Below are 21,147 nucleotides of genomic sequence, written 5' to 3'. Positions count from 1 at the left end.
GGCAGGGAAGTGGATGCCGCCCGGCGGAACGAGACTGGCGCGACAGGACGTTCGCACCGCCGGGCGGAGCAGAGGGGGAAGGGGTTCCGCGGCGGTGGGCGATGAGCCTCCGGGCGTCCTCCCCTCAGGTCGAGGAGGGCGTTCCTTGGGCCTTGACCACCGCACTGGCTCGCTCGCCGCCGCGGCACCCTTCCGTCCGTATCGCCGACCACCCCTCATGCGGGCCGGCGGTACGGACTGCGCGGTGGACCCGACCTCCCGTCGGGCCCTCCGCGCGGTCTCGGTGACTAGTCCTCGCGCAGGGCGCGGACCGCTTCCTCGACGCGCTTGCCGTAGTCGGCGTCGGCGGCGTGGAAGTGCGCGAGGTTCTTCTCGATCACGTCGTCGCGGCTGACCTGCGACAGGCCGCCGGCGATGTTGGCGATCAGACGGGACTTCTCCTCGGCCGACATCAGGCGGTAGAGCTCACCGGCCTGGAAGAAGTCGTCGTCCTTGACGTGGACGGCGGCGGCGTGCGTGCCGGTCCAGCCGGCCAGCGCCAGCGGGGCGGAGAGCGCCGCGTCGGTCTGCGCCGGACCGTCGTACGAGTTGGGCTCGTAGTTCTTGTCGTGACGCGAGCCGTAGCGGGTCGCCATGGCGCCGTCGCGGCCGTAGTTGTCGGCCACGGTGGCCTTGGGGGCGTTCACCGGCAGCTGGGTGTGGTTCACGCCGAGGCGGTAGCGGTGCGCGTCCGCGTAGGCGAAGAGCCGGCCCTGGAGCATCTTGTCGGGCGAGGGGCCGATGCCCGGAACGAAGTTGTTCGGGGAGAACGCGGCCTGCTCGACCTCGGCGAAGACGTTGTCGGGGTTCCGGTCGAGGACCAGCCGGCCGACCCGCTGGAGCGGGTAGTCCGCGTGCGGCCACACCTTGGTGAGGTCGAACGGGTTGAAGCGGTAGTCCGGGGCCTCGGCGGCGGGCATGATCTGGACGTACAGCGTCCAGGACGGGTTGACGCCGCGCTCGATGGCCTGGAGCAGGTCCGTCTGGTGCGAGTTGGCGTCCTTGCCGACCTGCTCGGCGGCCTGCTCGGAGGAGAGGCAGCGGATGCCCTGGTTCGTCTTGAAGTGGTACTTGACGAAGAATGCCTCGCCTGCGGCGTTCGTCCACTGGTAGGTGTGCGAGCCGTAGCCGTTCATGTGGCGGTACGAGGCGGGGATGCCGCGGTCGCCCATCAGCCAGGTGATCTGGTGCGTCGCCTCGGGGGCGTGCGCCCAGAAGTCCCAGACGTTGTCCGGCTCCTGCTTGCCCGTGAAGGGGTCGCGCTTCTGGGAGTGGATGAAGTCGGGGAACTTGATCGGGTCCTTGATGAAGAACACCGGGGTGTTGTTGCCGACGAGGTCGTAGTTGCCCTCTTCGGTGTAGAACTTCAGCGCGAAACCGCGCGGGTCGCGGACCGCGTCCGCGCCGCCGAGGCTGTCCGCGACGGTGGAGAAGCGGATGAACGTCTCGGTCCGCTTGCCCACCTCGCCGAGGAAGTTCGCCCGGGTGAAGCCGGTGACGTCGTCCGTCACCTCGAAGTAGCCGTACGCGCCCGAACCGCGGGCGTGGACGACGCGCTCCGGGATGCGCTCACGGTTGAACCGGGCCAGCTTCTCCAGCAGGTGCTGGTCCTGGATGAGGAGCGGGCCGCCGACACCGGCGGAGGCGGAATTCTGGTTGTCGGCGACCGGGGCGCCTGACTCGGTCGTGAGCACACGCTTCGACATGGGGACCTTCCTGCGGAAATCTGCTGGCGGCGTGAGGAGCGTAAGTACGCACCGAGCATGACGTCAACAGTTTGTTGAAGTTGAAGAGAGGGATCGGCGCGGAGTGAACCGAAAAAAAACAGATCCGGGCCACGGCGGCGCCTGGGCGCGACAGGACAGGTGTCAGCGCCGCCGCAGCCCGGAGGTCACGGGGTGGTCAGCTCTGGACGGGCTGACCGGACAGGCGCTCGACGGCGCGCAGGAGGGCGGAGTGGTCGAGGCCGCCGTCGCCCTGGGCGCGCAGCGAGGCGACGAGCTGGGCGACGACCGCGCCCACGGGGAGGGCCGCACCGACGTTGCGGGCGGCGTCGGTGACGATGCCCATGTCCTTGTGGTGCAGGTCGATCCGGAAGCCGGGGGCGAAGTCCCGGTTCAGGAAGTTGTCCTTCTTGCGGGTCAGGACGGTCGAGCCGGCCAGTCCGCCGTTGAGGACGTCGAGGGCGGCGGTCAGGTCCACGCCCGACTTCTCCAGGAAGACGACGGCCTCGGCGCACGCCTGGATGTTGACCGCGACGATCAGCTGGTTGGCGGCCTTCACCGTCTGGCCGGAGCCGTGCGGACCGCACAGGACGATGGTCTTGCCGAGCGCTTCGAGCACCGGCTTGGCGGACTCGAAGTCCTCCTGGGAACCGCCGACCATGATGGACAGCACGGCCTCGATCGCGCCGGCCTCGCCGCCGGAGACGGGGGCGTCCAGGACGCGCAGGCCCTTCTCGGCGCCGGCCTTGCCCAGGTCCACGGAGGTCTGCGGGGTGATCGAGGACATGTCGATCAGGAGCGCGCCCTTCCTGGCGTTCTCCAGGATGCCGTCCGGACCGTACGCGATCGCCTCGACCTGCGGGGAGGCGGGCACCATCGTGATGATGACGTCGGCGTCCTTGACGGCCTCGGCGATCGAGGACGCGCCCTTGCCGCCGGCGGCGACGAGGCGGTCGATCTTGGGCTGCTCAAGGGTGTAGCCGGTGACGTCGTAACCCGCCTTCAGCAGGTTCTCGGACATGGGGGAGCCCATGATGCCGAGGCCGATGAAGCCAATCGACGGGAGTGCAGTGGAGTTGCTCATGATGGGTGCCTCTTTCAAAACACGCGTTTCAACACACGCGTAAATATGGTCAGTTCGAGAGCCAGCCGAAGGCGTCGGCGCTCGGGCGGTCGCCGGGCTTGTACTCCAGGCCCACCCAGCCGTCGTAACCGGCGTTCCTGAGCTGGTCGAGCAGCTCTTCGAGCGGCAGGTCGCCCGTGCCGGGGGCGCCGCGACCGGGGTTGTCGGCGATCTGCACGTGGCCGGTCCTGGAGGCGTACTCCGCGATCACGTCGGGGACGTTCTCGCCGTTCATCGACAGGTGGTAGATGTCGAGGAGGAACTTGGCGTTGCCGAGCCCGGTGGCCTCGTTGACCTTGTCGACGATCTCGACGGCGGCCGGCGCGCTCACCAGCGGGTAGAGCGGCGACTCCGGCTTGTTGAGGGTCTCGACCAGAAGGATCGCGCCGACGCGGTCGGCGGCGCGGGCGGCCAGCACCAGGTTCTCCAGGGCGAGCTCGTCCTGGACGGCCGGGTCGACGCCCTCGACGCGGTTGCCGTAGAGCGCGTTGAGCGCCTTGCAGCCGACCGAGGCGGCGAAGTCCGCCGCCACGTCGATGTTGGCGCGGAAGCGGTCCGATTCCTCGCCGGGCACGGAAAGGGCGCCGCGGTCCGGACCGGGAAGCTGTCCGGCGTAGAAGTTCAGGCCGACCAGCTGGGTGCCGGCCTCGTCGAGCGCCTTCTTCAGGGCGTCGAGCTCGGCCTGGTCGGGGGTGGGGGTCTCGATCCAGGGCCACCACAGCTCGACCGCCTTGAAGCCTGCCGCGGCGGCGGCCGCCGGGCGCTCCAGGAGCGGGAGTTCCGTGAAGAGGATCGAGAGGTTCACATCGAAGCGCTGGTCCGTGTAGCCCATGAGGGTTTCGGCGCTCCTTCCGTATCGCGGAAGTTGTTTTCTGCCTGATGGAATGTTGCACGGTGGCGCGGAGACCTGTCAAGAGGGCGCGGCCAGGTGGGACGCCTCGGCGGTGCTCTGGGTGCCACTGGGGCAGGGGTGGCGCAGGGGGTGGCCGAGACGCGACGGACCTCCTTCCGCCAAGGCCGGACCGCATATGGCCGATATCCGGCCGGGACCCACAGGGACCGCACAGGGAATGCATAGTTCATTTCTCCGGCCGGGTTCTCCACCGGCGGGAACGGGTTTTGGTGTCCGCTTCGCACGGTGTGGCCTGGACCTGTGCGGAATGACTTATTCGCAGTACGGGGCGCCTTCATGAGAAGGAAATGAGAATTGACACTCCGCCGACGCCCCGACCAGAATCGCGTCGCTCGCTCACCGAGGGAGCAACGGTTCAACAAGACGCGTTGAATGGGGAAATGATGACGATCCGCAAAAATCTGGGTCTCGTCGGGGCCGGCGCCATGCTGATGCTGGGCGCCGGGGTGGGCATCGCGCCCGCCGCAAGCGCGGCTTCAACGGGGGACGGACAGGCGGTTTCCACCTCGCAGTCGTCCAAGGGGCAGGTCAAGTCGGGCGTGGGCACGAAGTCCCTCAGCAAGGCGGGCGGTGCCGCGGCGGCGTCCGAGGGCGACGTGAACATCAACGCCAGCTGCTGGAACGGCAGCCGGTCCGGCAGAAACTTCTACATGACCTGTTCCGGCAACGGCTACCGGGTCTACGTGGACTGCTCGAACGGCTACCGGTACACGTTCGGCACGTACTACTACGGCACCTGGAACCACACGCTGACCTGCCCCTACGGCACCAACGCCGTCTGGGGCGGCTCGATCGGCGGCTGATGCGCGCCACCCGGCGCCGCTGAGCGGCGCCGGGCGGCGGAGGCCGGATCCTCGACCGTTCCTGCGGTCTGGGATTCGGCTTTCTCGCGTTTCGGCCCGCTCCCGTCGCAGGAATGATCTGTTCCTGTTCTTCTCAGGTGAATCTCATAAATCTCTCAGCGATCCGTCCCGGGCGGCTTGCTATTCATGGGTCCACATCCGAATTCGACGAGGAGCTCACGTTGAAAAAGCAACCTTTAGGCCGGCTGGGCCTTTCTTCTCTCGCCGTACTCCTCCCCCTCGCCCTGCTGACCGGATGCGGCGGGGACGGGAAAAAGGACGTTCCGTCCGCCGGCGGTGAGCCGTCGGCCGGAAAGACGGCCGACAAGCCGGGCGCCGGTGATCCGGACGCCGACGTGCTCAAGTTCGTACGGTGCCTGCGCGAGAACGACATCGAGGTCGAGGACCCGGAGACCAACGGGAACGTCTCCATCCAGGTCACCGGCACCCAGGACCAGGCCAAGATCAGCAAGGCGCAGAACGCCTGCAAGCGGTACATGGACGCGGGCGGGAGCGGCGGCGGCGGAGCGGCCGGTGGCGGTGAGGAGACCGAGGAGCAGAAGGTGTGGCGCCTCAAGGTCGAACGGTGCCTGCGCGACAAGGGCTTCAAGATCGGCAACGTGGCGGAGGACGAGCGCGCGGCCCACGAGAAGGCGTCGAAGGAGTGCTACAAGGAAGCCGGCCCGGTGCCGGGTGCCGGGCGGTGACCGACAGCCGGACGACGGCGGCGACGCCGGCCGTGAGCGAGTACGACGACCTGCCGCCGCGCCCCCGCCGTGCCCGCAGGCTCATCCTGTCCTGCGTGGTCGTGCTGACCGCGGGCGCGGCGGCGGTCGTCGTGGTCCGCGACCGCGCCGACGGGGCGCCCCCGCCGCAGCTCCCGCCGGCCGCCGCCACCGCTCCGGTGACCCGCGGCGATCTGGCCGCGAAGGAGACCCTGGACGGGACGCTGGAGTACGCCGACGACGTGTACCTGCCCAACCGCCTCACCGGCACCGTGACCTGGACGGTCCGCCCCGGAGCGACCGTCTCGCGGGGCGAGGTCCTGTATCGCGTCGACGAGCAGCCCGTGGTGCTGCTGTACGGGCGGATCCCGGCCTATCGCGCCTTCGAGCCCGGCATGTCCGACGGCGGCGACGTACGCCAGCTGGAGCAGAACCTCGCCGCCCTCGGGTACACCGGCTTCACGGTGGACGAGACGTACACGGGCAACACGGCGTACGCGGTGAAACGCTGGCAGCGCTCCCTCGGGCTGCCGCGCACGGGCCGCCTGGAACTCGGCCGCGTCCTGTTCGCCCGGCAGGCCGTACGGGCCGGGGCGGCCGAACGCGAACCGGGCGACGAGGCGCCGAACGGCAGCCCGGTCCTGGCCACCACCAAGGCCGTGCGGACCGTGACCGTCAAGGCCACCATGTCCCAGCAGCGCCTGCTCTCCGTGGGCAAGAAGGTCACCGTCGCCATTCCGGGCCGCGACGAGCCGGTCGCGGGCCGGGTGACCTCGGTCGGCACCGTCGTCGGAGGCGGCGGCGACAAGGACGGTGGCGACAAGGACGGTGGCGACGGTGGTGGCGACGGCGGTGACGGCGGCGGACAGGACCGTGGCGGCGACCGCACCGTCACCGTGCGGATCGCCCTCGCCGACCAGAAGGCCGCCGGATCGCTGACGTACGCGCCGGTCCGCGTCGATGCCGAGAACGAGCGGCGCCGCGACGTGCTGTCCGTGCCCGTCGCCGCGCTGCTCGCCCTGCGCGAGGGCGGGTACGGCGTCCAGGTCGTCGGGGACGGCCCCGGCGACCCCGGCCGCATCCTGCCGGTCACCACGGGCCTGTTCAGCGGCGGCCGCGTCGAGGTGTCGGGCGCCGGCCTCACCGAGGGCCTGCGGGTCGGGACCCCCGCGCTGTGAACGCCGGCAGCACGTTCGCGCACCCGCCCGCCGCCGAGCCGGGGGAACCCGTCGTCGACCTGGCCGGAGTGACCCGCAGCTACCCCGGCGCACCGCCCGTGCACGCCGTCCAGGACCTCTCCCTGCGGGTCATGCCCGGCGAACTCCTCGCCGTGGTCGGCCCCTCCGGGTCGGGCAAGTCCACGCTGCTCAACCTCATCGGCACGCTCGACCGGCCCACCGCGGGCCGGGTCCGCATCGCCGGCCACCCCGTCGACCGGCTGTCCGACCGCCGGCTGTCCGCGCTGCGGGCGGAGCACATCGGCTTCGTCTTCCAGCAGTTCTTCCTGACCCAGGGCGTGAGCGCGGTCGACAACGTGGCCGAAGGGCTGCTGTACGCCGGACTGTCCCGGCGGGCCCGCACGGCCGCCGCCGCCGCGAGCCTGCGCCGGGTCGGCCTCGGCCACCGGCTGGGGCACCGTCCGCACGAGCTGTCCGGCGGCGAGCGCCAGCGCGTCGCCCTGGCCCGCGCGGTGGCGGGCCGGCCCTCCCTGCTGCTGGCCGACGAACCCACCGGGTCGCTCGACACCGCGTCCGGGGCGCGCGTCGTCGAGCTGCTGCGGGAGCTCAACGCCGAGGGCACCACCGTCGTCGTCATCACCCACGACACGGAGCTCGCCGCCCGACTGCCGCGCCGCGTGGTCATGCGCGACGGACGGCTGGTCGAGGACAGCCGCGCTGCGGCTCCCCGTACCGCCCAGGAGGCCGCCCGATGACCCCGCCGCCGCCCACCGCCCCGCCGCCCGCCGCCCCGTCCCGCCCCCCGCTGCGCCCCGCCCGCCTCGGCCCGCTCGACGTGCTGCGGCTGAGTCTGTCCGGGCTCCGGGCCAAGCCGCTGCGGGCCGTCCTGTCCGCGGCGGGCATCTCCATCGGCATCGCCGCCATGGTCGCCGTGGTGGGCATCTCGACCTCCAGCCGCGCCGAGCTCCAGGCCACCCTCGACACGCTGGGGACCAACCTGCTGCACGCCGAGGCGGGGGAGTCGCTGACCGGCGGGGAGGCGAAGTTCCCCACCGGCGTGAGCGCGATGGTGCGACGCGTTCCACCGGTGCGCGAGGTGAGCGCCGTCGGCAGGGTCGACGCCGAGGTGTACCGCTCCGACCTGATCCCCCGCGAGGAGACCAACGCCCTGGAGGTCTTCGCCGCCCACCCCGATCTGCTGGCCACCCTGGGCGTGCGCACCTCCAGCGGCGCCTGGCTGAACCGGGCCACCGCCCAGTACCCGGCGGTCGTCCTCGGTTCCGCCACGGCCCGCAGGCTCGGCGTCGTACGCGCCCACCCCGACGTCCAGGTCGAGATCGGCGGCCACCCGTTCACCGTGGTGGGGATCATCGAGCCGGTCGTACTCGCGCCCGAACTGAACAGCGCGGCCCTGATCGGCTTCGCCGCCGCCGAGCGGACCCTGGGCTTCGACGGCCACCCCACCGCCGTCTACGTGCGCGCCGACGAGAACGCCGTGGGCGGCGTACGGGACGTCCTCGCCCGTACGGTCAATCCCGAGCAGCCCGACGCGGTACGGGTCGCCCGGCCCTCCGACGCGCTCGCCGCGAAGCTCGCCGCCGACGAGGCGTTCACCGGGCTGCTGCTGGGCATCGGGGCGGTCGCGCTGCTGGTCGGCGGGATCGGGGTGGCCAACACCATGGTCATCGCGGTGCTGGAGCGGCGCGGCGAGATCGGGCTGCGCCGGGCGCTCGGCGCCACCCGCGGCCAGGTCCGCAACCAGTTCTTCACCGAGTCCCTGGTCCTCTCCGGCCTCGGCGGATGCGGCGGCGCGGCCCTCGGCCTCCTGATCACCACGGCGTACGCGGGCCACCGGGGCTGGCCGGTCGCGCTGCCCGCGAGCGCGGTGCTGGCGGGCGCGGCGGGCACCCTGGTCATCGGGGCCGTCGCCGGGCTCTACCCGGCGATGCGCGCGGCGCGGGTCTCGCCGACGACCGCTCTGGCGACCGGCTGACGCGCCCGTCGCCCCCGCCAGTACCGTGGGGGCATGGTGCGATTGAGAGTCGAGTTCACGACCGAGCCCTTCGACCTCGACGAGGCGCCGGCGCACGCGCTGGCCGCCCGTGAGGTCATCCAGGTGGCCGAGCTGGACGCGGTGGACGTGGGCCCGTTCGGGAACACCGCGGAGGGCGGCGCGGACGCGGTGCTGACCGCGGTCGACGCGCTGCTGCGCAGGTCCCTGGACGCGGGGGCCACCCGGGTCTCGTTGCAGGTCAACGTGATCGGGGAGGGCGAGAAGTGAGCGAGCCCGGCGGACCCGAGGACCACCCCCTCGTCACCGCGGTCAAGCCGCTGGTCGACGCCATGGGCGGCGAGATGATGGTGCCGGAGCAGGCGCGCGGCGACGACGTGGTGCTGGCCTGGGAGGGCCGGGACGTCGTCGCCGTACGGCTTCCGCAGCTCTCCGACTCCCTCGACCACATCCTCGCGGCCATGGAGCGGCGCCACGGCATGCCGCTGTCGGAGCTGGAGCGCAAGGAGAAGCAGTCGGTCGTACGGGTGCTGGAGGCGCGCGGGGCGTTCTCCGTGCGGCACGGGGTGGAAACGGTGGCGAGCGCGCTCGGTGTCAGCCGCTTCACCGTCTACAACTACCTGAACAGGGAAAACGGCAGCAAGAGCGACTAGCCGGGCCGTCCACTCCGTGGGCAGTTTTGATCGATCATTCGCTGGGGCCGCCGTCCGGACAACGGGTCGGCGGCTTTTGCGTTCGCGAGATTTCAACAAAGTGTTGACGCGCTGTTCTTGAGGGCGTTAGCTATGCCCAGCCCGTCCAGCACAAGGCCACGGAGGCTCCCGTGACTTCAGGTTCGACGCCGGGCCTCGCCCGGTTCAACACCTCGGCGGACAGTGCGGCCTCGGCCGCGCTGCACGAGGTGTGCGCCAGCTCGGCGTGGGGGAGCAAGATGCTCGCCCAGCGCCCGTACGCCACCGCAGACGACCTCTTCCTCGCCAGCGACGCCGCCATGGCCGAGCTGACCGCCGGGGATCTGGCCGAGGCGATGGCGGGCCACGCGCCGATCGGCCGGCCGAAGCCCGGTGACCCGACGTCCGCCCGCGAACAGCGGGGGATGGCCGGAGCGTCCGAGGAACTGAAAGCCGAGATGCTCGAACTGAACCTGGCCTACCAGGACAAGTTCGGACATGTCTTTCTGATCTGCGCCACCGGTGCGACCGGCGAGCAGATGCGTGACGCGATGCGGAACCGGATCGGCAACACCGCCGAGGAGGAGCGCGAGATCGTGCGCACCGAACTCGGGAAGATCAACCGGATCCGGCTGACCCGTCTCGTAGAAGAGGACTGAGGACTGATGAGCGCTCTGAGCTCCACGAACGCCGCTTCGGTGTCCACGCACATCCTGGACACCAGCATCGGACGCCCGGCCGAGGGCGTCGCCGTCTCGCTCACCGCCCGCAGCGGCGGTGACGCCGAGTGGGTGGCACTCGGCGGGTCCGCGACCGACGCGGACGGGCGCTGCAAGGACCTGCCGGCCCTGCCGGAAGGCACGACCCACGTACGTCTCGACTTCGAGACCGAGGCGTACTTCGTTTCCAAGAAGCAAGCCGAGGCACAGCAGGACGCCCCCCGCGCAAGGGACAGCGGCGCGTTCTTCCCGGAGGTGGCGATCACGTTCGCCGTCGTGCCGGGCGAACACTTCCACGTACCGCTGCTGCTCAACCCGTTCGGCTACTCCGTATACCGAGGGAGCTAGCACCGACATGCCCACGATTCTCGGCCAGAACCAGTACGGCAAAGCAGAGAACCGCGTCGTCAAGATCACGCGGGACGGCGACACCCACCACATCAAGGACCTGAACGTCTCCGTCGCCCTCTCCGGCGACATGGACGACGTGCACTACTCCGGATCCAACGCGAACGTCCTGCCGACGGACACCACCAAGAACACGGTGTACGCGTTCGCCAAGGAGTACGGCATCGAGTCCGCCGAGCAGTTCGGCATCCACCTCGCCCGCCACTTCGTGACGTCGCAGGAGCCGATCAAGCGCGCCCGGATCCGGATCGAGGAGTACGCCTGGGACCGCATCGCGACCTCGGACAACAACTCCAAGTTCATCGGGTCCGACGAGGTCAACCACTCCTTCGTCCGCCAGGGCCAGGAGCTGCGCACCTCGCAGATCACCTTCGACGGTGAGAACTGGGAGGTCCTCTCGGGCCTCAAGAACCTCACGGTCATGAACTCCACGAACTCGGAGTTCTGGGGCTACGTCAAGGACCGGTACACGACGCTCAAGGAGGCGTACGACCGCATCCTGTGCACCGACGTCGCCTCCGTCTGGCGCTACAACTGGACCAGCGACGAAGACCGGATGCCCAACTGGGAGAAGTCGTACGCCCAGGCCAAGAAGCACATCCTCCAGGCCTTCGCCGAGACGTACTCGCTCTCGCTCCAGCAGACCCTGTACCAGATGGGTTCGCGCGTCATCAACAGCCGGAGCGAGATCGACGAGATCCGCTTCTCGCTGCCGAACAACCACCACTTCCTGGTCGACCTCGAGCCCTTCGGGCTGAAGAACGACAACGAGGTCTACTTCGCCGCCGACCGCCCGTACGGCCTCATCGAGGCCACCATCCTGCGGGACGGCGTCGAGCCGAAGATCCCGGTCGACATGACCAACCTCTGACGCGGGACCGGTACGTCCCCGCCCGCCCCGAGCACGCGCGGCGGGGGCGCACCGGACCGGAGGGAACCCCCATGGCACAGCCTGCAACGGGGCCGGCAGAAGCAACCGACGGCCCGTGTTCCGTCCCACCGGCAGCACCGGCCGTCGATCCGGTCGTCCACCCGGCGGACGAGAAGCTCCCCACCTCGCGGCTCGCCCCCGCCGCCGACTTCGGCGCCGTGAAGTACGTGGCCCTGGGCGCGTTCGCCTCCATGCTCGTGCTGCTCGTCCAGCGCTTCCGGGAAGGTTCCGGCAACCCCGCCCCCACCGGCGCGTTCGCCCCCTGCGGGCCGCTCCCGGCCCTCGGCGCCCGACCGGCGCCGGCCGCGGTCGCCTCCACCGTCCCGATGCCGGTGCCCGGCGGCGCCGGCCTGCTCGCCGCGCCCGCCCCCCGCACGGACCTCCCCGCCCGCGCACAGACCGTGCCCGGCCCCGGAATCAGTGCCGGCGCCCCGGTCGCGGTCCTGCTCAACCTGTTCTTTCACCATCTCGGCACCCGGAGCCACGCGGCTGCGGCACTCAAATCCTCCTAGGGTCCTGCCGTGCCCACATCACTGAGAGAAGGACGCACCATGGCAGCATCGGCAGCCGCGCGCACCATCATCGAGAACTGTGCCATCGCCACCGTGGACGCCAACGACACCGAGTACGCCTCGGGTTACGTCGTGGTGGCCGGCAACCGCATCGAGTCGATCGGCGCCGGCAAGGCCCCCGAGGGCCTGGACAACGTCGTACGCCGGATCGACGGCACGGGCCACCTGGTGACGCCCGGTCTCGTCAACACGCACCACCACTTCTACCAGTGGGTCACCCGCGGCCTGGCCACCGACCACAACCTCTTCAACTGGCTGGTCGCGCTGTACCCGACCTGGGCGCGCATCGACGAGCCCATGGTCAAGGCGGCGGCGCAGGGCTCGCTGGCGATGATGGCCCGCGGCGGCGTCACCACCGCGATGGACCACCACTACGTCTTCCCCAAGGGCTCGGGCGACCTGTCCGGCGCGATCATCGGCGCCGCCTCCGACATGGGCGTGCGCTTCACCCTCGCCCGCGGCTCCATGGACCGCAGCGAGAAGGACGGCGGCCTGCCGCCGGACTTCGCCGTCGAGACCCTCGAAGGCGCGCTCGCCGCGACCGAGGAGACCGTCAAGAAGCACCACGACGCCTCCTTCGACGCCATGACGCAGGTGGCGGTCGCCCCCTGCTCGCCGTTCTCCGTCTCCACCGAACTGCTCAAGCAGGGCGCCGAACTGGCCCGCCGCCTCGGGGTGCGCCTGCACACCCACGGCAGCGAGACGGTCGAGGAGGAGCAGTTCTGCAAGGAACTGTTCGGCATGGGCCCGACCGACTACTTCGAGTCCACCGGCTGGCTCGGCAGCGACGTGTGGATGGCCCACTGCGTCCACATGAACGACTCCGACATCGCCGCCTTCGCGCGGACGGGCACGGGCGTCGCCCACTGCCCGTCCTCCAACGCCCGCCTCGCGGCAGGCATCGCCCGCGTTCCGGACATGCTGGCCGCCGGCGTGCCGGTCGGCCTCGGTGTCGACGGTACGGCGTCCAACGAGTCGGGCGAGCTGCACACCGAGCTCCGCAACGCGCTGCTGATCAACCGCCTCGGCGCGCACCGCGAAGCCGCGCTCAACGCCCGCCAGGCGCTGCGCCTCGGAACCTACGGCGGCGCCCAGGTGCTCGGCCGCGCGGACCAGATCGGTTCGCTGGAGGCCGGCAAGCTCGCCGACCTGGTGATGTGGAAGATCGACGGACTCGGTCACTCCACCATCGCCGACCCGGTCACCGCGATCGTCTTCGGCGCCGCGGCCCCGGTCACCCTGTCGCTCGTCAACGGCAAGCCCGTCGTCGAGGACAACCACCTGGTCACGGTGGACGAGGAAGCCATCGCCCGCGACGCGCGGGCCGAGGCGCAGCGCCTCGCGCGCGTCGTCGCGCAGGGCTGACCGCCCCCCTGGAAGTCCGGCTGGGGGGGACGGCCCTCAGCCGGCGGCCGCGGACCCGAGCGGGGTCCACGGCAGCTGTGCCCGGGGGTGCGCGCCCAAGCGCCCGCACCCCCGGGGACGGTGATCACACGTCACCGGGCACGGCCCCGCCGCTCCGCCGCACCCCCCATGCGTCATGCACGTCTGCACCACCTGTTTCAACGCACCACTCCGCACCACCTCCATGACATCCACGCCGCTTGCGTGTAACCGACCGGAGGAACCGCCGTGGCCGCCAAGCCCAGGTTTCGCAAAGCTGCATCCGCCGAATCCGACTCCCGGTCCGGACCCCCGTCCGGACCCGAACCGAAGCACCCGGTCGACGAGAAACTCCCGCCCGGCAAGATGTTCACCAGCGGCCTCCAGCACGTGGCCGCGATGTACGCGGGCGTGGTGGCCCCTCCGATGATCGTCGGCCCCGCCGTGGGGCTCGACGCCAAGGAGACGGCCTTCCTCATGGGGGCCAGCCTCTTCACCGCCGGTATAGCCACGCTGCTCCAGACCCTCGGGTTCTGGAAGATCGGCGCCAAGCTCCCCTTCGTCAACGGCGTGTCCTTCGCCGGAGTGACCCCGATGATCGCCATCGGCAAGGGCGAGGGAGACAACGCGATCCCGATCATCTTCGGGGCGATCATCGTCGCCGGAGTGCTCGGTTTCTTCGCGGCCCCGTACTTCTGCAAGCTCGTCCGCTTCTTCCCGCCCGTCGTCACCGGCACCGTCATCACCCTGATCGGCGTGTCCCTGCTGCCGGTCGCCTTCAACTGGTCCCAGGGCGGCAACTCCCAGGCCGACGACTACGGCTCCATGACCAACATCGGCATGGCCGCCGTCACCTTCGTCATCGTCCTCGCCCTGCGCAAATTCCTGCGCGGCTTCCTCCAGCAGATCGCGATCCTCCTCGGCCTGGTGGCGGGCACGCTCATCGCGATACCCGTGGGCATCACGAACTTCGACGCCATCAAAAACGCCGACCTGGTGGGCTTCCCGACCCCCCTCCACTTCGGCGCCCCGCAGTTCGAGATCGCCGCGATCATCTCCATGTGCATCGTGATGCTGGTCTGCATGACCGAGTCGACGGCCGACATGCTCGCCCTCGGAAAGATCGTCGGCCGGCCGGCCGACGAGAAGACCATCGAGGGCGGTCTGCGGGCCGACACCCTCGGCAGTGCGATCAGCCCCCTGTTCAACGGCTTCATGTGCAGCGCCTTCGCGCAGAACATCGGCCTGGTCGCCATGACGAAGGTCCGCAGCCGGTTCGTCGTCGCCACCGGCGGCGGCATCCTGATCCTGCTGGGCCTGTGCCCGGTGCTGGCCTCCGTGATCGCCCTCGTACCGCTGCCGGTGCTCGGCGGCGCCGGCATCGTGCTCTTCGGCACGGTCGCGGCGAGCGGTGTGCAGACCCTCGCCACGGCAGCGCTGGAGAAGGGCGAGAACGCGCTGATCGTCGCCGCGGCCCTCGGCATCGGCCTCATCCCGATCGCCGCGCCGACCTTCTACCATGCCTTCCCCGAGGACCTGCTGGTCGTGCTCGACTCCGGCATCAGCACCGGCTGCGTGGTCGCCATCGTCCTCAACCTCGCCTTCAACCACCTCGGCAAGCGGGCCGACGAGGAGGAGACGCCCACCCACCCCGAGATCCCGGACCAGATCCCGGCCACCGCCCACTGACCCGGCGGGCCCCGAGCGGCGCGTACGGCACTCCCCCCGGTGCCGTACGCGCCTCCCGCGTGTGGTTCACCCCTCGCGGCGCCCCGGTGCGGACCGGCCGGCCGGCGGACACGCCGTCAGCCAGCCCGCGGTGAGCAGCCGGTGGGCCAGCAGGGCGGCGGGCGAGTCGCCCTCCGTGGCGGACAGACCGCTGGACAGCAGCCGGTCGAGTACGACGGCCTGCGGTTCCCCGCACTCGGCCACCGTCAGCGTCACGGTGTCCAGCAGCACGCACCCCCCGTACGGCAGCCGGGTCAGGGTCACGTGCGGCGCCAGGCGCAGGACTGCCAGCACGGGCGCCGGGGTGCGGGCAGGTGCGCCGGGTGTCGTCATCGGGCGCCCCGCAGCCATTGGCACACCCACACCAGGCGCAGTATCGGCAGGGCGTGGTCGGCCAGTTCCCGCCCGTCGCGCAGGACGGCCAGCACCCGGTCCACGTCCACGCCGAGACCGGCCGGGATCCGTTCCCGCTCCAGCCAGGCGCGGATGCCCGCGCGCTCCCGGTGCAGATGCGCGAGCGCGCCCCGTCGCAGCCAGTGCCCGGAAGGCGCGCGGCACAGGTCGTGCACCCGCCGCCTGGCGACCGCGCGTTCGAGCGGAAGGTGGTTGTGGAAGACCCCGCGCCGGATGCGCCCCAGCTTCGCCGGGCGCAGTGCGGCGACCGCCGCGATCACGTGCGGGTCGAGGGCGGGCAGCAGTGCCCCGCCGGTGCCCCGCTCCTCGACGCCCGCGACCGCACGGCCCGTCACCGGGTCGAGGAGGTCGAGGTGGCTCTTCCACAGGGCCAGCATCCCGCGCCGGGAGAAGGCGAGTGCCTCCTCGCCCTCCGGCGTGAGCCCCGGAAGCGGCGCGGCGCCGGCCGGTCCGGCCTGCGGCGGGTGGCCCGCCGGGACCGGGCGCCCGCCCGGTCCCGGCGGGAACACCGTTCTCCCGCCGAGCAGTTCACGGGCCTCGGCGAGGCCGCGCAGGGTGTCGCCGATGTGGAACGGTTCGCAGCCGAGCAGCCGCCACCCGCGATATCCCGTACCGGCCTCCGGCAGCCGGGCCGACGCCAGGTCCTTCAGCAGCCCGCCGCTCACCACCGGCAGTCCGCAGCTCTCGCTCAGCCGGTCCATCAGCCGCCGGGGCGCCTCCGTGTCGGGCAGCGGCGGCACGGGTTCGTCACCCGTGACCGGCTGGTGCGCGAACAACTCGGCCGGATCGACCCGCACCTGCCGGATCTCCAGGCCGGGCACCGGCGGCGGGGGCTTCGACGGTCCACCGCCGCGGGCGCCGAAGTCCGCGTGCAGCAGCACCGGCCGGTGACCCGCCGCCAGGGCGCTGACGGCGACGAACGCCGAGGCGAGCCCGCCGCTGTAGGCGATGGCGTAGTCACCCCCCAGTCCGTCGAGCGCGCGCCCCACCGCCTCGGCCGGCCCCGTCCCCGGCTCGGGCGGCTCGGGCCGCTGCCGCGTGACGCACACCCCAGTGGCGTCCACCCGTACGACCGTCCCGACCGCCAGCCGCCGCACGTCCGGCAGCAGCGTGGCGTCGGGCGAGGGCACCGTGCCGTGGACCAGGGCCAGCAGGTGCCCCGGGCGCGGAGTGCGCGGGGACCCGTCCGCCAGGAAGGCCCGCAGGTCCTCGCCCCACTCGACCCGTCCCCGGTCCACGCGGTAGTACACGGGCCGGTCTCCCGGGCTGTCGCGGCTCAGCTCGAACACGTCCGGTCCGGGCCGTCGGGCCCGTACCCCGGCCGGCTCCGTCCAGGAGGCAGGACCGGCACACCGGACACCTGAGCGGGTCGCCTCCGCGACGCACGGCGGCCCGGCCGGCGCCTCCGGCCCGGATTCCGCCGCGACCCGCGGGGTCGTCCTCGTCCGTGTCCCTGTCTTCGCTTCCGTCATGTGTTCCGCCCCGATCGATGGACCTCGACGTAGGTCTCCCGTACCGGCATCGACGTGCTCACCACCGCTTCCCCGCACTGCACCCAGGCGTAGAAGCCCGAGGGCGGCGTGACCGGGACCAGTTCGCGGCCGAGATGGAACGAGGCCGCGATGCCCATCCTCCGCAGCCCGGCCACCAGGAACAGCGCGTCGTCCACCGGGTCGAGGAAGCCCATGGTCAGCCGCTGCGCCACCCGGAGCCACGCGACCGCGGTCCCGGCGTCCCGGTGCCCGGCGCCGCGTCCCCGCCGCCCGGCCGGCTCCACCCGGGGCCAGTCCCCGAGGCGGTACGAACCGTCCTCGCCCTTGACCGATTCCACGAACCGGCGCGCGCCTCGCGCCGCTTTCACCAGCAACAAGAAAGGCCCTCCCCGAACTTCCGGCCGAACCAGCCGCCGCAGCACTCCGACAAACTCCAGCACGTGACTCCGAACGTCTCGCAGGCCGCCGCGACCGTGGTCGGCGCGGCGAACAGGTGCTGCTGCAAGCCGTCGCCGGCGAGGCGTGCGGCAAGTGATGTCGTGGTCACGTCGTCTCCTTTCTCCGTGGCAGCGCGGGCGGCCGGACAGCGCGTGGCGCGCCGGCGGCGGGTCTGCCCGTGATCTTGAGCCGTCACTAAAAGTATCGTCACCTGTACTGACCGTCACCGGGCGTGCGGGAGCCCGGCCCCCGGCGCGCGCCGCGCCGCTCGCGCTCTTGTGGCCGGGCCCGCCCGCCTGTAGGCGGTCGGCGCGCGCGGTCAGTCGAGGCGGTAGCTGTCGCCGTACACCTTCCAGCGCAGCGGCGTCTCCAGGTCCAGCCTGCCCTCGCGGACGAACACCCGCTGCGCGGTGTCGATCCGGGTGGTGTCCGAGTGGGACGGCTCGCGGCGGATGGCCGCCTTGCGGGCGTCGAGGAACGCGTGCAGGTACGCCTTCTCGTCGCCGCCCCGCGACGGCGGCTCGGCCGCCTCCATCGCCTCGCGGCGCATCGTACGGAAGCCGACCGTGCCCGGGGCGTCGCCGGCGCCGTGCATCACGTAGGCGTCGAAGTAGATGAACTGCCCCAGCGCGCCCAGCCCGTCGCGCTCGGCCCGGTCGACGGCAGGGTCGAAGTAGTGCAGATCCCGCTCGGCGTCCTGCGCGCGCCGGAACGCCGGATCCGCTGCCGCCCGTACCCAGGCCCGCGTGAACGGCCGCCCGAGCCCCCGGTGCGAGGGGCTGCCCTCGGCCGAGCGCAGCGCCGGGAGGAACGGCTCCAGCCCGTTGCCGGGCGAGGTCCGCGCGTACCGTTCGACGACCTTCAGCATGTCGCCGCAGCCGGAGCAGAACCCGATGACCCCGCCGGTGTAGCCCCGGCCGTCGCCGATGTCCTCGATGTACGCGTACTGCGCCTTCCAGTCCAGCGAGGAGTTCTCCGCGCTGGAGACGAGCCGCATGGCGATCTCCTTCTTCGCCGGGTCGGCCAGCCCGCGCTCCTCGGCCTCCCCGCCCCGGTCGGGGGCGGTGCGGGCGGACAGGGCCAGCAGCAGGACGGCCGCCAGCAGGCGGACGGGGGAGGTCGGCTTCACGTGGCGGTGACCTTTCGCGGGACCGCGCACCCACGCGGTCGGAGCGCCCCGCTCCGGCCTGTAGCGTCGGGGGCATGGGTGAGCACTCTGTAGTGGATGTCGGCGACGTACGTCTGGCCTACCGGACCTGGGGCGACGCGTACGGGGCGCCGGTCGTGCTCCTGCACGGACTCGGCTCGTCGTCCGCGAGCTGGGAGGAGGCCGGGCGGGCGCTCGGCGAGGAATGGCGGGTCTACGCGATCGACCTGCGCGGGCACGGCGAGAGCGACTGGCCCGACGAGTACTCCGTCGAGCTCATGCGGGACGACGTCCTGGGCTTCCTCGACGAACTGGAACTCGACCGGGTCGGCGTCGTCGGCCACGGCATGGGCGGCGTCGTGGCCTGCCTGCTGGCGCAGGACAACTCGGACCGCGTCGAGCGGCTCGTCCTGGAGGAGACCCCGCCGCCGTTCCCCGGCGTCACGCGGCCGCTGACCGTGCGCCCCGACGAACCGGTCGACTACGACTGGCCCGTCGCCGCCGCCATCACGGGGCAGCTCGCCGACCCGGACCCGGACCGGGCCGAGAGCCTCGGCGAGATCGTCGCACCGACCATGATCATCACCGGCGGCCCGGACAGTTCCCTGCCGCAGGACCGGATGCCGGACATGGCCGCGCTCATCCCGGACTGCCGCCTGATCACCATCCCGGCCGGCCATCACGTACATGAGGAGCGCCCCCGCCCGTTCGCGCATGAGGTCACCGAGTTCATGACCAGCTGACGCCGGCGGGGCCACCGCCCCGTACCGGCTGCTTCTCAGGACGCCCGCGCGGCCCGGACGGTTGACCGCGCACGATGGCGGGTGCGGCCCCTGGGTCAGCGGTGGTACCAGTCGGTGCTGTCGCTGATGGCGATGGAGACGTACGTCTGGTGGATCGCCACCAGTGACGCCACCACCCGCGGGTCCCAGTCGTCCCGCACGACGCGGTAGTCGCCCGCCAGGCCCCGGAAGGACATCACGGCCCGGCCGGCGCCGTCGCGCCAGACGATGCGGCGGGGGGTCGTGACCGGGTCCTGTGCCATGCCGGTGAAGGCCGCGAACAGCAGCGCGACGTTGACGGGCAGCAGCACGGTCCACCACAGCGCCCACCACATCAGGCGGCCGGCCGAGCCGCGTACCGGGGGCTTGCCGGCCTGCTCCACGGTCCAGTGCGAGCGGCCGATCCGGAACAGCCGCCCGCGCCGCAGCGATATCCGGCCGACCGGCGTGCCGTCCGGGTCCAGTACCCGGTAGACGAAGCGCGGGCCGCCGAATCCGAAGCCCGTGCCGTGCTCCGTCGTCACCGAGGCGAGGAGTTCGCCGCACCGCTCGTCGGCGAACAGCAGGATCTCCCGGGCGCCCGGGAGGTACGCGTTCGGGCCGCCGGAGGCCGTGTTGCGGAGCAGGTACGCGACGGGCCGCGGGTCCTGCGACGTACCGTCGTCGGCGACGACCATGACGGGCGTGCCGGGTCTGCCGGCGAGGTTCTTGTCGCGGCCACGCCCGGTGTGACCGCGGGGGTCGAGCATTCTGTACGTGATCGCCATCCGGGCGGCCCCCTATTTCGTGATCCGGTCCGTTCTGGGGCGTCAGCCTAATAGCGGGGTGCGCGCGGGCTCTTGCCGGGCGTCGCCGGCCGTGGCATACAGGTCTGGACCATTGCCTTCGGACGGAGGGTCCCGACCGTGCAACGCCCCACCGTACGCACCGGATCGGTCTGTTCTGCCGCCCTGCTGGCCCTGCTCGGGACGGCGGCGGCGGGGTGCACCGCGACCGGGCAGGACCGGGACACCGAGAAACCTTCCAGGCCGGGCGGGGTGACGGCCCAGGCGGGCAGCGCCACCTCGGTCCACGTGATGTGGGACCGGTCCCGGGACAACGCGTCCGTCGCCGGGTACGAGGTGTACGAGAGCGGCAGGAAGGTCGCGACCGTCACCGGCGGGCGGCACATGACCGACGTCGACCGGCTCGCCCCCTCGACCGCGTACACCTTCACCGTCCGCGCCCGGGACTCCGCGGGCAACCTTTCGGCCGCCGGCGCGGCCGCCCCCGTCACGACGCCGGCCCGCACGCCGGACGACGACAGGGCGCCCTCCGCGCCGGCGGGACTGCGGGGACGGGCCGAGGGGACCGGCGCCGTACGGCTGACCTGGAAGCGGGCCGCCGACGACACGGCCGTCACGTCGTACGACGTCTACCAGGAGGACGCCCGCATCCACAGCGTGCGCGGCACCGAGACGACGGCCCGGATCACCGGGCTGCGGCCCGGGACCGTCTACACCTTCACCGTGCGGGCCAGGGACGCCGCCGAGAACTCCTCCGGGGACAGTGACGCGCTCGACCTGACCACCGCCGCCGGGCGCGGTGAGGGTCCGTCCACCGCCCCGCGCGATCTGCGGGCGGTGGCGCGCACCAAGGACGGCGTGCGGGGGATCGACCTCGCATGGACACCGCCGCGGGTGCCGGGCGGGGGAGAGGTGCGGGAGCACCAGCTGTACCTCGACGGCGAGTTGGCCACCACGATCGTGTGGGGCGGCGAGCCGCCCGCGGGAAGGGCGGCGTACCGCTTCACGGTCCCCGAGCCGGCCGGCACGCGGTACAGCGTCAAGCTGCGGGCGAGGCTGCCGGACGGCGAGTGGGGCGACTTCTCGGCGCAGCGGACCGTGGTGACGCGGTGACGGTGTGA

Annotated in this window: 23 protein-coding genes and 1 pseudogene; 15 read left to right on the top strand and 9 right to left on the bottom strand. The window is 71.8% G+C overall.

The window, feature by feature from the left end:
• Positions 1-287: 287 nt before the first annotated feature.
• The 3 genes from ACWGH0_RS05345 to ACWGH0_RS05335 form a co-directional block, all read right to left on the bottom strand.
• The gene (locus ACWGH0_RS05345; protein WP_453402792.1) at positions 288-1,745 is read right to left on the bottom strand and encodes a catalase; all 1,458 of its coding nucleotides are present in this window, start codon (positions 1,743-1,745) and stop codon (positions 288-290) included.
• Positions 1,746-1,941: 196 nt separating this feature from the next.
• Entirely contained in the window at positions 1,942-2,847 is a 906-nt protein-coding gene (locus ACWGH0_RS05340) for a 2-hydroxy-3-oxopropionate reductase (RefSeq protein WP_453402791.1), read from the bottom strand.
• A 49-nt stretch (positions 2,848-2,896) separates the two neighbouring features.
• Positions 2,897-3,718 (bottom strand): TIM barrel protein, encoded by an 822-nt coding sequence (locus ACWGH0_RS05335; RefSeq protein ID WP_453402790.1) that lies wholly within the window; start codon positions 3,716-3,718, stop codon positions 2,897-2,899.
• A 461-nt stretch (positions 3,719-4,179) separates the two neighbouring features.
• Between ACWGH0_RS05335 and ACWGH0_RS05330 the strand changes: the two genes are divergently transcribed.
• The 13 genes and pseudogenes from ACWGH0_RS05330 to ACWGH0_RS05270 all read left to right on the top strand — a co-directional run bounded on the left by ACWGH0_RS05330 (position 4,180) and on the right by ACWGH0_RS05270 (position 14,928).
• On the top strand, positions 4,180-4,602 hold the full coding sequence (locus ACWGH0_RS05330) for a hypothetical protein (protein WP_453402789.1): 423 nt from the start codon (positions 4,180-4,182) through the stop codon (positions 4,600-4,602).
• 221 nt (positions 4,603-4,823) lie between these two features.
• Positions 4,824-5,348: a hypothetical protein gene (locus ACWGH0_RS05325; protein WP_453402788.1), complete on the top strand. Its 525-nt coding sequence runs from the start codon at positions 4,824-4,826 to the stop codon at positions 5,346-5,348.
• A complete protein-coding gene (locus ACWGH0_RS05320; protein WP_453402787.1) occupies positions 5,345-6,544 on the top strand; it encodes a peptidoglycan-binding domain-containing protein in 1,200 nt (399 codons plus the stop codon). The genes ACWGH0_RS05325 and ACWGH0_RS05320 overlap by 4 nt, the downstream gene beginning before the upstream one ends.
• On the top strand, positions 6,541-7,299 hold the full coding sequence (locus tag ACWGH0_RS05315) for an ABC transporter ATP-binding protein (protein ID WP_453402786.1): 759 nt from the start codon (positions 6,541-6,543) through the stop codon (positions 7,297-7,299). Before ACWGH0_RS05320 ends, ACWGH0_RS05315 begins: the two co-directional genes overlap by 4 nt.
• A complete protein-coding gene (locus ACWGH0_RS05310; RefSeq protein WP_453402785.1) occupies positions 7,296-8,537 on the top strand; it encodes an ABC transporter permease in 1,242 nt (413 codons plus the stop codon). Before ACWGH0_RS05315 ends, ACWGH0_RS05310 begins: the two co-directional genes overlap by 4 nt.
• A 36-nt stretch (positions 8,538-8,573) precedes the next feature.
• Positions 8,574-8,825, top strand: coding sequence for a hypothetical protein (locus ACWGH0_RS05305; protein ID WP_069930333.1), 252 nt, complete (start codon positions 8,574-8,576; stop codon positions 8,823-8,825).
• 62 nt (positions 8,826-8,887) lie between these two features.
• A complete protein-coding gene (locus tag ACWGH0_RS05300; RefSeq protein WP_453402867.1) occupies positions 8,888-9,208 on the top strand; it encodes a helix-turn-helix domain-containing protein in 321 nt (106 codons plus the stop codon).
• A gap of 170 nt (positions 9,209-9,378) precedes the next feature.
• Complete coding sequence (gene uraD, locus ACWGH0_RS05295; RefSeq protein WP_453402784.1) at positions 9,379-9,885, top strand: 2-oxo-4-hydroxy-4-carboxy-5-ureidoimidazoline decarboxylase; 507 nt, start codon at positions 9,379-9,381, stop codon at positions 9,883-9,885.
• Between the two features lie 6 nt (positions 9,886-9,891).
• Positions 9,892-10,293 carry a hydroxyisourate hydrolase gene (uraH, locus tag ACWGH0_RS05290; protein WP_453402783.1) on the top strand — a complete coding sequence of 134 codons (402 nt, stop codon included), beginning with the start codon at positions 9,892-9,894 and terminating at the stop codon, positions 10,291-10,293.
• A gap of 7 nt (positions 10,294-10,300) precedes the next feature.
• A complete protein-coding gene (gene pucL / locus ACWGH0_RS05285) occupies positions 10,301-11,224 on the top strand; it encodes a factor-independent urate hydroxylase (protein WP_453402782.1) in 924 nt (307 codons plus the stop codon).
• Between the two features lie 326 nt (positions 11,225-11,550).
• Positions 11,551-11,796: pseudogene (locus ACWGH0_RS05280) on the top strand (purine permease); the annotation flags it as partial.
• Positions 11,797-11,835: 39 nt separating this feature from the next.
• Positions 11,836-13,221 (top strand): 8-oxoguanine deaminase, encoded by a 1,386-nt coding sequence (locus tag ACWGH0_RS05275; RefSeq protein ID WP_453402781.1) that lies wholly within the window; start codon positions 11,836-11,838, stop codon positions 13,219-13,221.
• 267 nt (positions 13,222-13,488) lie between these two features.
• Entirely contained in the window at positions 13,489-14,928 is a 1,440-nt protein-coding gene (locus tag ACWGH0_RS05270; RefSeq protein WP_453402780.1) for a nucleobase:cation symporter-2 family protein, read from the top strand.
• A gap of 66 nt (positions 14,929-14,994) precedes the next feature.
• On the opposite strand, the gene adfB is transcribed toward ACWGH0_RS05270, so the two are convergent.
• The 5 genes from adfB to ACWGH0_RS05245 all read right to left on the bottom strand — a co-directional run bounded on the left by adfB (position 14,995) and on the right by ACWGH0_RS05245 (position 18,441).
• Positions 14,995-15,300: an actinodefensin-associated protein B gene (adfB, locus tag ACWGH0_RS05265; protein ID WP_453402779.1), complete on the bottom strand. Its 306-nt coding sequence runs from the start codon at positions 15,298-15,300 to the stop codon at positions 14,995-14,997.
• Positions 15,297-16,670 (bottom strand): hypothetical protein, encoded by a 1,374-nt coding sequence (locus tag ACWGH0_RS05260; RefSeq protein ID WP_453402778.1) that lies wholly within the window; start codon positions 16,668-16,670, stop codon positions 15,297-15,299. Before ACWGH0_RS05260 ends, adfB begins: the two co-directional genes overlap by 4 nt.
• 179 nt (positions 16,671-16,849) lie before the next feature.
• Complete coding sequence (locus ACWGH0_RS05255; RefSeq protein WP_453402777.1) at positions 16,850-17,251, bottom strand: lasso peptide biosynthesis protein; 402 nt, start codon at positions 17,249-17,251, stop codon at positions 16,850-16,852.
• On the bottom strand, positions 17,239-17,421 hold the full coding sequence (locus tag ACWGH0_RS05250; RefSeq protein ID WP_453402776.1) for a hypothetical protein: 183 nt from the start codon (positions 17,419-17,421) through the stop codon (positions 17,239-17,241). Before ACWGH0_RS05250 ends, ACWGH0_RS05255 begins: the two co-directional genes overlap by 13 nt.
• Positions 17,422-17,631: 210 nt before the next feature.
• Positions 17,632-18,441, bottom strand: coding sequence for a chitosanase (locus ACWGH0_RS05245; protein WP_453402775.1), 810 nt, complete (start codon positions 18,439-18,441; stop codon positions 17,632-17,634).
• A 74-nt stretch (positions 18,442-18,515) separates the two neighbouring features.
• Between ACWGH0_RS05245 and ACWGH0_RS05240 the strand changes: the two genes are divergently transcribed.
• Positions 18,516-19,202: an alpha/beta fold hydrolase gene (locus ACWGH0_RS05240; protein WP_453402774.1), complete on the top strand. Its 687-nt coding sequence runs from the start codon at positions 18,516-18,518 to the stop codon at positions 19,200-19,202.
• A gap of 95 nt (positions 19,203-19,297) precedes the next feature.
• Here ACWGH0_RS05240 and ACWGH0_RS05235 read toward each other — a convergent pair whose 3' ends face one another.
• Positions 19,298-20,008, bottom strand: a complete 711-nt coding sequence (locus ACWGH0_RS05235; RefSeq protein WP_453402773.1) for a hypothetical protein — start codon at positions 20,006-20,008, stop codon at positions 19,298-19,300.
• 138 nt (positions 20,009-20,146) lie between these two features.
• Here ACWGH0_RS05235 and ACWGH0_RS05230 point away from each other — a divergent pair, with 138 nt between their 5' ends.
• On the top strand, positions 20,147-21,139 hold the full coding sequence (locus ACWGH0_RS05230) for a fibronectin type III domain-containing protein (protein WP_453402772.1): 993 nt from the start codon (positions 20,147-20,149) through the stop codon (positions 21,137-21,139).
• Positions 21,140-21,147: the final 8 nt, after the last annotated feature.

This window comes from Streptomyces sp. NPDC054887 (assembly GCF_053610585.1).
The sequence above is the reverse complement of the archived record's forward strand: the minus strand, read 5'-3'. Positions and strand labels throughout refer to the sequence as shown.

Coding starts and splice junctions, on each gene's coding strand:
- ACWGH0_RS05345 (WP_453402792.1), bottom strand. CDS start 1,745: ATGTCGAAGCGTGTGCTCACGACCGAGTCAGGCGCCCCGGTCGCCGAC.
- ACWGH0_RS05340 (WP_453402791.1), bottom strand. CDS start 2,847: ATGAGCAACTCCACTGCACTCCCGTCGATTGGCTTCATCGGCCTCGGC.
- ACWGH0_RS05335 (WP_453402790.1), bottom strand. CDS start 3,718: ATGGGCTACACGGACCAGCGCTTCGATGTGAACCTCTCGATCCTCTTC.
- ACWGH0_RS05330 (WP_453402789.1), top strand. CDS start 4,180: ATGATGACGATCCGCAAAAATCTGGGTCTCGTCGGGGCCGGCGCCATG.
- ACWGH0_RS05310 (WP_453402785.1), top strand. CDS start 7,296: ATGACCCCGCCGCCGCCCACCGCCCCGCCGCCCGCCGCCCCGTCCCGC.
- ACWGH0_RS05300 (WP_453402867.1), top strand. CDS start 8,888: ATGGGCGGCGAGATGATGGTGCCGGAGCAGGCGCGCGGCGACGACGTG.
- uraH (WP_453402783.1), top strand. CDS start 9,892: ATGAGCGCTCTGAGCTCCACGAACGCCGCTTCGGTGTCCACGCACATC.
- pucL (WP_453402782.1), top strand. CDS start 10,301: ATGCCCACGATTCTCGGCCAGAACCAGTACGGCAAAGCAGAGAACCGC.
- ACWGH0_RS05275 (WP_453402781.1), top strand. CDS start 11,836: ATGGCAGCATCGGCAGCCGCGCGCACCATCATCGAGAACTGTGCCATC.
- adfB (WP_453402779.1), bottom strand. CDS start 15,300: ATGACGACACCCGGCGCACCTGCCCGCACCCCGGCGCCCGTGCTGGCA.
- ACWGH0_RS05240 (WP_453402774.1), top strand. CDS start 18,516: ATGGGTGAGCACTCTGTAGTGGATGTCGGCGACGTACGTCTGGCCTAC.
- ACWGH0_RS05235 (WP_453402773.1), bottom strand. CDS start 20,008: ATGGCGATCACGTACAGAATGCTCGACCCCCGCGGTCACACCGGGCGT.